Genomic DNA, 12,412 nt, shown 5'->3' on the forward strand with positions numbered 1-12,412 from the left:
GCTTCGAGGGGGAGCGCACCTGTGGCCTGGCAGCGCCAGCGCCACGGCACTGACTGCGCTTCGTTGACGCCCCCCTTACGGGCGCTTGCATGCGACCACGGGGTTACACGTCGATCGCGGTGGCCGATCCGGCGCGCTTGCGCAGCTCGAACTTCTGGATCTTGCCGGTGCTGGTCTTGGGCAGTTCGCCGAACACCACGTAACGCGGCACCTTGAAACCGGCCAGGTGCTGCTTGCAGTGGGCCACGATACCTTCCGGCGTGGTCTGGGCGCCAAACTTCAGCTCCACGAAGGCGCACGGCGTTTCGCCCCACTTGGCATCGGGCTTGGCCACCACGGCAGCGGCCAGCACGTCGGGGTGGCGGTAGAGCACGTCCTCGACCTCGATGCTGGAAATGTTCTCGCCGCCCGAGATGATGATGTCCTTGCTGCGGTCCTTGATCTTGAGGTAGCCGTCGGGGTACTGCACGGCCAGGTCACCGCTGTGGAACCAGCCGCCGGCAAAGGCCTCCTGCGTCGCCTTGGGGTTTTTCAGGTACCCCTTCATGGCGATGTTGCCCTTGAACATGATCTCGCCCATGGTCTCGCCGTCTTCGGGCACGGGCTGCATGGTTTCGGGATCGAGCACGCGCGCGCCACGCTGCAGGTGATAGCGCACGCCCTGGCGCGCATTGAGCCGGGCGCGCTCGCCGATGTCCAGCTCGTTCCAGGATTCGTGCTTGGCGCACACGGTGGCCGGACCGTAGACCTCGGTCAGGCCATAGACGTGCGTGAGGTCGAACCCCATCTGTTCCATGCCCTCGATCATCGAGGCCGGCGGCGCGGCGCCGGCCACCATGGCCTTGATGCCGGCAGGCAGGCCCGCCTTCATGGTCGCCGGGGCGTTGACCAGCAAGCCCTGCACGATGGGGGCCCCGCAGTAGTGGGTCACCCCGTGCTCGCGCATCAGGTCGAAGATCGCCTGCGCTTCGACACGGCGCAGGCACACGTTCACCCCGGCGCGGGCCGCAACGGTCCAGGGAAAGCACCAGCCGTTGCAGTGGAACATGGGCAGCGTCCACAGGTAGACCGCGTGCTTGGGCATGTCCCATTCGAGGATGTTGCTGATGGCGTTCACCGCCGCGCCGCGGTGGTGGTAGACCACGCCCTTGGGGTTGCCGGTGGTGCCGCTGGTGTAGTTGAGGGCGATGGCATCCCACTCGTCGGCCGGCCAGGCCCAGTCGAAGGCCGGATCGCCGCCGGCCAGGAAGGCTTCGTAGGTGGTACTGCCCACGGGCTGGGTATCACCGGTGAACAACGCATCTTTCACGTCGATCACCAGCAGCGGCGTGGCCGACTGGCGCAGCGGCAGCGCCTTGGCCAGGGTGCCGGCGAATTCCGGATCGACGATCACTGCCTTGGCCTCGCCGTGGTCGAGCATGAAAGCAATCGCCTCCGGGTCCAGCCGGGTGTTCAGGGTATTGAGCACGGCCCCGGCCATGGGCACGCCGAAATGGGCCTCCACCATGGGCGGTGTGTTGGGCAGCATCACCGCCACCGTGTCGTTCTTGCCGATGCCGGCCTTGCGCAGGGCACTGGCCAACTGGCGAGTACGGGCATAGGTCTGCGCCCAGGTCTGGCGCAGCGCGCCGTGCACGATGGCCAGCCGGTCGGGGTAGACCTCGGCGGAACGCTCGATGAAAGCCAGTGGGGTCAGCGGGGCGAAATTGGCCTCGTTGCGGGGAAGGTCCTGGTCGTAAATGCTCGTCATGGGGGCTCCGTTGCGGTGCCGGCCTGCGGCCAGCGCATGCGAGAGAATAGCGCGTGGCCATCCCCCAGTCTTTCATCCAGGAGTTGCTCGCCCGCGTCGACGTGGTCGATGTGGTGGGACGCTACGTGCAGCTCAAGAAAGGCGGCGCCAACTTCATGGGCCTGTGCCCCTTCCACGGGGAAAAGTCGCCGTCGTTCAGCGTGAGCCCCAGCAAGCAGTTCTATCACTGCTTCGGTTGCGGTGCCAACGGCAACGCCATCGGCTTTCTGATGGAACACACGGGCATGAGCTTCATCGAAGCCGTCAAGGACCTTGCCCAGCAAGTGGGTCTGCAGGTACCCGAAGACGACGTGACCCCGCAGGAGCGCGAGCGCGCCGCCCAGCAGCGCCAGAAGCAGGCCACCCTGACCGACGTGCTGGAGAAAGCCGCCAAGGCCTATCAGAAGGACCTCAAGGATGCGCCCCGCGCCGTGGACTACCTCAAGGGCCGGGGCCTGACCGGCCAGGTCGCCAAGGCCTTCGGCCTGGGTTACGCCCCGGAAGGCTGGCGCCACCTGGCCGGGGTGTTTCCGGACTACAGCGAACCGTTGCTGGTCGAGTCGGGCCTGGTGATCGAGCACGAGGACGAAAAAGGCCAGGACGGTCAGGCCAAGCGCTACGACCGCTTCCGCGACCGCATCATGTTCCCGATCCGCAACGTCAAAGGCGATTGCATCGGCTTCGGCGGCCGCGTACTCGACAAGGGCGAACCCAAATACCTGAACTCGCCCGAAACCCCGGTGTTCAGCAAGGGGCGCGAACTGTACGGCCTGTTCGAGGCCCGCACCGCCATCCGCCAGCACGGCTATGCCCTGGTGACCGAAGGTTACATGGACGTGGTGGCCCTGGCCCAACTGGGCTTTGCCAACGCGGTGGCCACGCTGGGCACGGCCTGCACGCCCGACCATGTGCACAAGCTGTTCCGCTTCACCGACGCGGTGGTGTTCAGCTTCGACGGCGACGCCGCGGGCCGACGTGCCGCGCGCAAGGCGCTGGACGCCGCCTTGCCGCTGGCGACCGACACGCGCAGCGTGAAGTTTCTGTTCCTGCCGCCCGAGCACGACCCGGACAGCTACATCCGTGCTCATGGTGCCGACGCCTTCGCCCAGTTCGTGCAGGGCGCCACCCCGCTCTCGCGGTTCCTCGTGGACGCCGCCAGCGCCGACTGCGACCTCGGCAGCGCCGAGGGCCGTGCCCGGCTCGCCGCGCAGGCTCAGCCCCTGTGGTCAGCGCTGCCGGAAGGTGCTCTCAAACAGCAGTTGCTGGCCGAACTGGCCCGCGACATCGGCATCGGCAGCGCCGATCTGCACCAGATCTGGCTCAAACCCGGCCCGGGCCAGCGCCCTGCGCGGGCCCGTTCGGCAGACGCGGCCCACGCTCCGAACACCGCACCGGCCAACGCGGCCGCTGCGCCCCACACAGCCGGCCCATCGGGTGTGCCGGGCAGCACGGCGCGCGGCGGTTCGCCCGCCCGCCAGCCCTGGTCGGGCAGCGGTCGCAGTGGCAGCGGCAACTGGCGGCGCTCGCCACCGCCGCCACCGCGCATGCTCGGCCAGCAGCGGGCCAGCCGCAGCCGGGTCGACCGTGCCGTGGGCCTGCTGCTGGCCAATGCCGCAGCCTGGGACCGGCTGTCGGCCGACGACCACGCCATGCTGGCCCACCTGCCAGCGCCCCACGGCCCGGTGTTCGCCTGGCTGGAGGCGCAATTGCACGAACACGGCCCCCTGCCCTGGGCCGCCCTGCGCGAAGCCCTGCGCGGGGAGAGCTTCGAGGCCTACGTGTGCGCCGAAGTCGAACAGGCGACCGTCGCCGCCGACAGTGAGGCCGAACTGCAGGAACTCGACGGCGTGATGAACCGGCTGCGCTGCGACGAGCTCGAGCGCGAAAGCCAGGCGCTGAGCGCCCGGGCGGCCCTGGATCCTGTAGCGCGCGAGCGACTGCGCGAGATCCACGAGCGCCTGCGCACCCTGAAAACGATCCCGTTGGTATAATTGAGGGCTTTTGCACCGCAAGCGCGACAGCAGCACCTCCGGCACCGGCCCGACCCCAGCACAGGGGCCACGTGGACTCACATGATCCCGGCCACCTCAGCGCCCGCCACGGGCCTGACGGACACCCCGCAAGGACTGCACACCAAATGTTCGCCCACCAGCTTGCAGGCCCGCCCCTGACCGGCCCAGGGTGGGCATCGTGCCCGACAAGAACCCCCGGAAAGCACCGCCTGCGGTGAATTTCTGGCGTTTTTGTGTGTCTCAGCCGGTTACCTTCCTGCCGTTTTTTTTGAGGTTCTCATGCCCGCGAAGAAAGCCAGTACGCCCGCCTCCAGCACCAAAGTCGCCAAGAAGTCCGCCGCCGCGGCCGCTCCGGAGCCGACGAAAAAGAAAGCCTCGACTTCCGTGACCGCCAAGACCCCCGCGAAACCCGCAGCCAAGGACGACGCCAAGCCGGCCAAGGCCGCCAAAACCAAGGCCGCCGCCGCTGACGAACTGGATACCGCAGCCGCCCCGGCCGCCAAGAAAAAGCCCGGCCGCCCCGCCAAGGCGACCAGCGGCGACAAGCCCGCGGCCAAGCGCGGCCGCAAGCCCAAGGGCAAGGAAGACGCCGACCTCGACGATGCCGACCTGAGCGACGTCGAGGAAGACCTCACCGAAGAAGTGGTCGAGGAGGTCGCCGACGAAGTGCAGCCGGTGGAGAAGGTCAAGCCGCTGCGCATGAAGATCAGCAAGGCCAAGGAACGGGCGCTGATGAAGGAATTCGGCCTGGACGACACCGTCCTGTCCGAAGAGGAATCCAAAACCCGGCGCGAACATCTGAAGGCGCTGATCAAGCTGGGCAAGACGCGCGGCTACCTGACGCACGGCGAAATCAACGACCACCTGCCCGACAAGCTGATCGATGCCGAGACGCTGGAGGTGGTGATCGCCCTGCTCAACGACATGGGTGTGGCGGTGTACGAGCAGACACCCGACGCCGAAGCGCTGATCATCACCGACAACGCCCCCACCGGTTCGAGTGAAGAAGAGGCCGAAGAAGCGGCCGAAGCCGCGCTGTCCACCGTGGACAGCGAATTCGGCCGCACCACCGACCCGGTGCGCATGTACATGCGCGAAATGGGCACCGTGGAGCTGCTGACGCGCGAAGGCGAAATCGAGATCGCCAAGCGCATCGAGGGTGGCCTCAACGACATGATGGCGGCCATCAGCGAAAGCCCGGCCACCATCGCCGAACTGCTGGCCATGTCGGAAGAAATCCGCGAAGGCAAGGTGGTGATCTCCACCGTGGTCGACGGTTTCGCCGACGCCGACGCGGCCGACGACTATGTGGCCGAAGAAGACTTCGACGACTACGACGAAGCCGACGACGACGATGGCAAGGGCGGCTCCAAGGCCCTGACGCGCAAGCTCGAAGAACTCAAGCGCGAAGCGCTGGAGCGCTTCGACAAGATCCGCGCGCAGTTCGAAAAGCTGCACAAGGTCTACGACAAGGAAGGCTACGGCAGCCCCACCTACCACAAGACCCAGCACAACATCACCGAAACGCTGATGACCATCCGCTTCACGGCCAAGGCGATCGAGAAGCTGTGCGACACGCTGCGTGGCCAGGTTGACGAGGTGCGCAAGAAGGAACGCGAGCTGCGCCGCATCATCGTGGACAAGTGCGGCATGCCGCAGGAAAAGTTCATCGCTGCCTTCCCCGAAAACCTGCTGAACCTCAAGTGGGTGGAGAAGGAATCGGCCGCCGGCAAGCCCTGGAGCACCGTGCTGGAACGCAACATTCCGCCGATCCAGGAACTGCAGCAGGGCCTGCTCACCATCCAGAACAGCGTGGTGGTGCCGCTGCCCCAGCTCAAGGACATCCACAAGCGCATGAACGAGGGCGAGGCCTCGTCGCGCGACGCGAAGAAGGAAATGATCGAGGCCAACCTGCGTCTGGTGATCTCGATCGCGAAGAAGTACACCAACCGCGGTCTGCAGTTCCTGGACCTGATTCAGGAAGGCAACATCGGCCTGATGAAGGCGGTGGACAAGTTCGAATACCGCCGCGGCTACAAGTTCTCGACCTACGCCACCTGGTGGATTCGTCAGGCCATCACCCGCTCGATCGCTGACCAGGCCCGCACCATCCGCATCCCGGTGCACATGATCGAGACGATCAACAAGATGAACCGCATCTCGCGCCAGCATCTGCAGGAGCACGGCTTCGAACCCGACGCCTCCATCCTGGCCGAGAAGATGGAGATGCCCGAGGACAAGATCCGCAAGATCATGAAGATCGCCAAAGAGCCGATCTCCATGGAGACGCCGATCGGCGACGACGACGATTCGCACCTGGGCGATTTCATCGAGGACCAGGCCAACACCGCGCCGATCGAGGCCGCGATGCAGGCCGGTCTGCGCGAGGTGGTCAAGGAAATCCTGGACAGCCTGACGCCGCGCGAAGCCAAGGTGCTGCGCATGCGTTTCGGTATCGAGATGTCGACCGACCACACGCTGGAAGAAGTGGGCAAGCAGTTCGACGTGACGCGCGAGCGGATTCGTCAGATCGAGAGCAAGGCCGTGCGCAAGCTCAAGCACCCGAGCCGTTCGGACAAGCTGCGCAGCTTCATCGATTCGCTGTGATCTGACTTCAGCGTTTCGCTTCGACATGGCGGGGACCTTCGGGTCCCCGTTTTTTTGCTCTGCAGGTTTCGTTCAGAGGCATCGGGCGGCAGCGGGAGCACCCGGCACCTGCCTCCGCGAATGTCCCCCGGCGGCCTGCGGCCGCCTCCTCCTTTATTTCGCTGCGGCAGGCACCGGATACTCCCGCCGCAGTGGCGTGTGGGCTCCCGACCGCCGGCTTGCCCACACCGCCCGAAATGCCGTGAGTGTCGGGTGTCCGACGCAGCGAAATAAAGGAGGAGGCTTGGGCGCAGCCCAAGCCGGGGGACATTCGCGGAGTCGGATACCCGGCGATCACGGCAACGCCCACACGCCGGCACACAAAAAACAAGAAGGGAGCCAAAGGCTCCCTTCTTGACACGCGCCAGGCGCCGAAAAGCCGTCAGACCGTCTCCAGCGCCAGCACACCCGTGGCCGTGTTGGAAATCGGGATGTGGTAGTTGCTGTGCACCTTGCGCACACCGGCCCCACCCGCGGTCAGCGCTGCACGCATGGCCAGCCACATCAGCAGTTCCACCCCCTGCGTGCCCGCCTTCTCGACCAGCTCCAGATCGGTGAACTGCGTCGCCCACTCCGGATTCGTTTCCATGCTCTGCAGAAACTGCAGATCAAACGCCTTGTTGATGAATCCGGCGCGCTCGCCTTCCAGTTGGTGCGACAGGCCGCCCGTGGCCATCACCGCCACCTTCTTGTCGCTCTGCCAGTTCACGATCGCTTCCCCCACGGCCTTGCCCAGCTTGTAGACGCGCTTGGCCGTCGGCAGCGGGAACTGCACCGTGTTGATGCTGATGGGCACGATCTGCACCGGCGCCACCTCGTGGTCGGGCCAGAACAGCTTGAACGGCAGCGTGCAGGCGTGGTCCACCAGCATTTCCTGGCAGGTCACGATGTCGAACTCCTTGGCGATCAGCTCATTGATCAGGTGCCACGACAGATCCTGGCAACCCGGGATCGGCGGCAGCGTGGGTATGCCCCAGCCCTCGTCGGCATTGCTGTAGGTGGCTGCGGCCCCCACCGCGAAGGTCGGCATCTTGTCGAGGAAGAAGTTCAGCCCATGGTCGTTGTAGAACACCACGACCACGTCGGGCTGGACCTGGCCCAGCCATTGGTGGATGGGCGGAAAGCCGTCGAAGAAGGGCTTCCAGTAAGGCTCGTTCTGCTTGCCCTTGTGGATGGCGCCGCCGATGGCGGGGATGTGCGATGTGGCCAGGCCACCGATGAGTTGTGCCATGTCAGTCTTCCTTGCGAATCAGCATTGCTCGTTGGCCGCAACCAGCTTGGCCTTGAATTGGTCTTTGGTCATGCCCGTCTGCTGGGCACCGATGTCCTGCATGTCCAGCCCGAAGATGCCGGCGAACTTGGCCAGGTAGTAGGCATTGCCGCCCGCAGCCAGCAGCGCCAGCACCTGCTTGGATCGGATCGCCTCGGCCTGCTGCGCGTTGAGACCGTATTGCTGCATGTAGGCCTCGGGATCGGCCACGAAGGCATCGCGGTTGGCCTGGTGGTTGAAGGAAAAACACATCTTGTTCAGGGCGTAGCCCTTCTGCGCGACGTCGCCGTCGAACGGGGTGGTGCCGGGGATGGTCTGGCTCACGAATGCCTCCTGCGTGGGATGGAATGGGCGGAAATCTGGGGCGAGTATTCCGCCGGAATTGCCAAAGATAAACAGATCAATGATCATTTGATACATGAATGATTTCGATTGGTCAGATTTGGACGCACGCCTGCTGCAGTTGCTGGTGGCGGTGATCGACGCGGGCAGCATCACCCGGGCGGCACAGGCGCTGGGCGTCACGCAATCGGCGGTCAGCCACCAGCTGGACAAGCTGCGCGCCATCACGGGCGACCCACTGTTCGTCAAAAGCGGGCGCGGCATCGTGGCCACCGCGCGTGCGCTGGCGTTGTCCGAGCGCGCCCGCGAACTGCTGCGCCAGTTGCAGGGGTTCGCCCACGCCGGCGCCTTCGAGCCGGGACGCTGGCGCGCCACGGTGACCATCGCGGCCAACGACTTCCAGCGCGACGTGCTGCTGCCAGCGCTGGCCACCACCCTGCGCAGCGAGGCCCCCGGCGTGGCGCTGCGGATCATCCCGTCGGACATTCCCAGCCTGGAGATGCTGCGCGACGGGGCCTGCGATCTGGCGATCAGCCCCCGCCCGCCCGAGGGCAGCGACATCGTGCAAAAGCGCCTGTTCGAAGACCGCTACCGCGTGTTCTACGACCCGGCCGTGCGCGACGCGCCGCAGTCGCTGGCGGAGTGGCTGGCGGCCGACCATGTGAGCGTGGTCTACGAGCCCCGGCGCCTGCTCGATCTGGACCACACGCTGCTGGCTCGGGGCGTTCAGCGCCGCTTCGCGGTCATGGTGCCGGGTTTCGCCGGGGTGCCCGCCTTCCTGCGTGGCAGCCCGTTGCTGGCCGCAGCCCCGGGTTTGATGGCCCGGGGTCTGCTGCGCGATTTCGCCAGCGTCGCCATGCCGCTGCCCTGCCCGGGCCTGCCGATGTACCTGATCTGGCACCGCCGGCACCAGCAGGACGACGCGCACCGCTGGTTGCGCGCGCGCATCGAATCCGTGGTCGATGGCGTCTTCCCCGCCACAACCGCAGAGGAAGCCCCTGGAATTTAAGCTTCGCTTCCTAGAATGGTGAGAGCTTCGACGTCCATTCGCATGAGTTTGCCCACCGCCCCCCCTCTTCCGCCGGTACCGCTGGCGCGGCGTCTGGCTCATGGGCTGGCGCTGACGCTGCTGGCGCTGGCGAGCGCGTATTTCGTCTACCAGCTCTGGACCAACCTTCACCACCTGCCGGATATCGACTGGAGCGGTGCCACGCTGGCTGTGCTGCTGGCCTCGGTGCTGGGCACGCTGCTCACCGTGGCCCTGATCGCGCTCATGTGGCAGTGCCTGCTGCGCGACCAGGGGGTGCATCTGGGTTACCGCCAGGCCCTGCGCATCGTGGCCATTTCGCAGTTCGGCAAATACCTCCCGGGCAACATCGGCCACTACACCGGCCGCGCCCTGCTGGCCGCCAAAGAAGGCGTTCCCACCGGCAAGACCGTGACCACCATGGCCGTGGAGGTGGTGTGGACCCTGGCGATCAGCTCGGCATTCACCGTGGTGGCGCTGCTGCTGTACGTGGACGACCTGCACGAAGGCCTGGTCGACAACACCCACCCCGGCTACCTGGCGCTGCTGGGTGGCCTGATGCTGTTTGCGCCCTTTTTCGGGGTGCACCTGCTCAACGCCGTGGCCCCGGGCCTCAGCCGCAAGCTGGGCAAGGGCGACCTGGTGGCCGCGCCACGCCTGGGCACGGCGTTGTTCGTCTCCGCGCTGATGATGCTGTGTTTTGCCATCCTCGGCTCGGTGCTCTGGCTGCAGGCCACCGTGGTGTTCGGCCACCCCGAGGTGGACTGGCTGCAACTGACGCTGCTGTTCACCCTGGCCTGGACCGCCGGCTACATCGTGCCCGGGGCGCCCGGTGGCCTGGGCGTGCGCGAAGCCGTCATGCTCAAGCTGCTGGCGCCGCAACTGGGCATTTCGGTCGTGCTGGGCCTGAGCCTGGTGATGCGGCTGAGCTCCATGGGCGGCGACGCGCTGGCCTTCGCACTGGGCTGGCTCGACCAGCGTGCCCAGCGCACCCCCTGAGACCCCCACCCTCCCTGCCATGAAACGTCTGTCGTCGTTGCGCCGTCGCGCACTCATCGGGGTGCTGCTGCTCGGCGGTGCCCTGGCCGGTTTCCTCATGGGCCTGCGTTCGGCCACCCAGAAGGACTTCGCCTACTACGGCATCAAGGAGCTGAAAATCGCCGCGGTGCACCAGTGGGTGACCCTGCGCGAAAAACTCAGTGGCGGTGCCCCGCAAGGCCAGGCGCTCCAGTCCGACGAGATCAAGGTCTTCACCGCCAACGACTTTTCGCTCGAACTGCTGCACCTGCCCGCGTACGGCAGCACCGAAAAGACCGCCGGCTTCATCGACGAGGGCGGCGCCCTGCCGGTGAAGATTGAGCAGAACGATGTGGACGTGCACTGGGCACGCTGGCAACTGGGCAGCGTGATCACCGACGCCAAGCCCTCCACCTTCCGCGGCGGCGGCATCAAGCAGGTGTTCCGCTACCAGGGCCAGACGCTGGCGCTGGTGTCCATGCAGGCGTTGCCCGAGGGCTGCCGCTTCGCGTCGCTGGTGAACGTGACGGCACGGCGCGAGGTGTTCCGTGCGCCCTGCCTGCCACCGGTGGACGAGATCGATTTCAGCGCCATCGGCGGCGGCTGGGTGGCCGACGAAGGTGGCATCCTCATGAGCCTGGGCACGCCGTCGGACGACCTGCGCATCGCCGGCCTGGCACAGGACCCGGCCTCGCCCTACGGCAAGGTGCTGTTTTTCCCTGATGCCCAGCTGCGCGGTGAAGGCCCGGCGCGCGAGACCTTCGTGGTGCATTCCAGCGGCCACCGCAACCCGCAGGGCCTGGTGCGCGTGGGCGGTGCGCTCTACGCCACCGACCACGGCCCCAAGGGCGGCGACGAGATCAACCTGCTGCAGCGTGGTCACAACTACGGCTGGCCGCTGTATTCGCTCGGCTCCACCTACCAGGGCCAGCCGCACGAACCCGTGGGCGATCCGGCGCGGTTCGACGAGCCGCTGTTTTCGTTCATTCCGGCCGTCGCGCCCAGCGACATCCTGGCCTGCCCGAGCGCACTGGCCGAGCGCTACGCGCCCTTGCAGTGCGTGCTCATCACGTCCTTGCGCGGCATGTCGCTGTCCGTCGGCCTGATCGATGACCAGCACCGCGTGGTGTCGCTCGAACGCCTCAGCGTCGACATGCGTCTGCGCGAATTCGTGGCCCTGCCCGGGGAGCGGCTGGGCGTCTCCACCGACGGCTACGGCGTGTTCGAGATCAAGCTGGCCGACGTGGCCCGCCGTCCGGCGTCATGACCCCCGGGGCGGCGCCCTCGGGTGCCGGCTCGGCCTGCACCCGGCCTTCGGCGTGCGCCCGCCGCCATTGCTGGGGACTGGCCCCGGTACGCCGCCTGAAGAAGCGCGAAAAGTAGGCCGGGTCTTCGAAGCCCAGCTCCAGCGCCAGGCTGGCCGCCGGCGCGGCCACGTAGATCAGGCGCCGGCAGGCCTCGCGCGTCAACCGCTCGTGCACCAGTTCCAGCGCCGTGCAGCCGCGCTCACCACGCACCAGCCGGTTCAGCCGCTGGGTGGACAACCCCAGCCGCGAGGCATATCGCTCCATGGGCCAGTGGGCCAGAAAGTGCTGCTCGACCAGCAGCAAAAAGCGCGTGAACAGCGCGCGGTGGGCCCGCGATTCACCGCCCTCGCGCTGCCCCTGGTCGCTGGCACGGGCCAGGCGCCAGACCACCGCACGCGCCAGCCAGCGCAGCACCGGCGCGTCCGCCGCACCCGGCAGCGCGAACTCTGCCGACAGCTCCGCCAGTTGCACGTTCAGCCGCTGCGCCTCGCCGTCGTCTTCGGAAAAGTGCAAGACACCCGGCGCCATGAACAGCGACCGGAAAGCCGCACCGATGCCTTCGAACTCGCCTTCCACCAGAAACCGCGCGCTGAGCGTGAGCACCCGCCCCTGGGTTTCGGGCTCGAACCGGAAGCCGTGCACCACGCCCGGTGGCACCACGATGGCTGCGGGCCCCTGCACCCGGGCCCGCCATTCGTCCAGCATCACCTCGGCCTCACCCGCGCCGATCCACAGAATCTGGTACAGCCCCTGGTGCACATGGGCATCGATTTCCCAGTGGTAAAGCCGGCTGCGCGACTGGACTTCCTCGATATGCAGCAGCTCTTCACCCGGCCGCGCCGCTTCGCCGTACAGCGCAAAACGGGGAATGGCCGCTACCGGCCGGCGGGTGGCTGTCGAGGATGGGCGGCGGGATGCGGTGGCTGCCATCGGCATTATCTTGATCAAAAAGTACCCAGATTATCCCTGCTTTGTGCAGTGTCTTGAAGTGATCCGAACCCT

Annotated in this window: 9 protein-coding genes; 5 read left to right on the top strand and 4 right to left on the bottom strand. The window is 66.6% G+C overall.

Annotated elements, in window-relative coordinates:
- Positions 1-103 precede the first annotated feature (103 nt).
- A complete protein-coding gene (locus L0977_RS04030; protein WP_234263454.1) occupies positions 104-1,750 on the bottom strand; it encodes an acyl-CoA synthetase in 1,647 nt (548 codons plus the stop codon).
- A gap of 53 nt (positions 1,751-1,803) precedes the next feature.
- On the opposite strand from L0977_RS04030, the gene dnaG reads away from it, so the two are divergent.
- Positions 1,804-3,780, top strand: a complete 1,977-nt coding sequence (dnaG, locus tag L0977_RS04035; protein WP_234263455.1) for a DNA primase — start codon at positions 1,804-1,806, stop codon at positions 3,778-3,780.
- A 300-nt stretch (positions 3,781-4,080) separates the two neighbouring features.
- Positions 4,081-6,408, top strand: a complete 2,328-nt coding sequence (gene rpoD, locus L0977_RS04040) for an RNA polymerase sigma factor RpoD (RefSeq protein WP_234263457.1) — start codon at positions 4,081-4,083, stop codon at positions 6,406-6,408.
- Positions 6,409-6,829: 421 nt separating this feature from the next.
- Here rpoD and L0977_RS04045 read toward each other — a convergent pair whose 3' ends face one another.
- Both L0977_RS04045 and L0977_RS04050 read right to left on the bottom strand, forming a co-directional pair.
- The gene (locus L0977_RS04045) at positions 6,830-7,678 is read right to left on the bottom strand and encodes a class III extradiol dioxygenase family protein (protein ID WP_234263458.1); all 849 of its coding nucleotides are present in this window, start codon (positions 7,676-7,678) and stop codon (positions 6,830-6,832) included.
- Positions 7,679-7,696: 18 nt separating this feature from the next.
- Entirely contained in the window at positions 7,697-8,041 is a 345-nt protein-coding gene (locus L0977_RS04050) for a protocatechuate 4,5-dioxygenase subunit alpha (protein WP_234263460.1), read from the bottom strand.
- A gap of 94 nt (positions 8,042-8,135) precedes the next feature.
- Here L0977_RS04050 and L0977_RS04055 point away from each other — a divergent pair, with 94 nt between their 5' ends.
- The 3 genes from L0977_RS04055 to L0977_RS04065 are packed head-to-tail and all read left to right on the top strand — an operon-like array spanning position 8,136 to position 11,370.
- Positions 8,136-9,068 carry a LysR family transcriptional regulator gene (locus L0977_RS04055; RefSeq protein WP_234263461.1) on the top strand — a complete coding sequence of 311 codons (933 nt, stop codon included), beginning with the start codon at positions 8,136-8,138 and terminating at the stop codon, positions 9,066-9,068.
- Positions 9,069-9,110: 42 nt separating this feature from the next.
- Positions 9,111-10,085: a lysylphosphatidylglycerol synthase transmembrane domain-containing protein gene (locus L0977_RS04060; protein ID WP_234263462.1), complete on the top strand. Its 975-nt coding sequence runs from the start codon at positions 9,111-9,113 to the stop codon at positions 10,083-10,085.
- 19 nt (positions 10,086-10,104) lie between these two features.
- On the top strand, positions 10,105-11,370 hold the full coding sequence (locus L0977_RS04065; RefSeq protein WP_234263463.1) for a PQQ-dependent sugar dehydrogenase: 1,266 nt from the start codon (positions 10,105-10,107) through the stop codon (positions 11,368-11,370).
- Here L0977_RS04065 and L0977_RS04070 read toward each other — a convergent pair.
- On the bottom strand, positions 11,333-12,340 hold the full coding sequence (locus L0977_RS04070; RefSeq protein WP_234263464.1) for a helix-turn-helix domain-containing protein: 1,008 nt from the start codon (positions 12,338-12,340) through the stop codon (positions 11,333-11,335). The genes L0977_RS04065 and L0977_RS04070 overlap by 38 nt on opposite strands.
- Positions 12,341-12,412: the final 72 nt, after the last annotated feature.

Source organism: Hydrogenophaga sp. NFH-34, from assembly GCF_021401345.1.
GTDB classification, from domain to species: domain Bacteria; phylum Pseudomonadota; class Gammaproteobacteria; order Burkholderiales; family Burkholderiaceae_C; genus Hydrogenophaga; species Hydrogenophaga electricum.

Bases quoted from the DNA above. Each gene is read 5' to 3' on its own strand.
- L0977_RS04030 (WP_234263454.1), bottom strand. From the start codon at position 1,750: ATGACGAGCATTTACGACCAGGACCTTCCCCGCAACGAGGCCAATTTC.
- L0977_RS04045 (WP_234263458.1), bottom strand. From the start codon at position 7,678: ATGGCACAACTCATCGGTGGCCTGGCCACATCGCACATCCCCGCCATC.
- L0977_RS04065 (WP_234263463.1), top strand. From the start codon at position 10,105: ATGAAACGTCTGTCGTCGTTGCGCCGTCGCGCACTCATCGGGGTGCTG.
- rpoD (WP_234263457.1), top strand. From the start codon at position 4,081: ATGCCCGCGAAGAAAGCCAGTACGCCCGCCTCCAGCACCAAAGTCGCC.
- L0977_RS04060 (WP_234263462.1), top strand. From the start codon at position 9,111: ATGAGTTTGCCCACCGCCCCCCCTCTTCCGCCGGTACCGCTGGCGCGG.
- L0977_RS04070 (WP_234263464.1), bottom strand. From the start codon at position 12,340: ATGGCAGCCACCGCATCCCGCCGCCCATCCTCGACAGCCACCCGCCGG.
- L0977_RS04055 (WP_234263461.1), top strand. From the start codon at position 8,136: ATGAATGATTTCGATTGGTCAGATTTGGACGCACGCCTGCTGCAGTTG.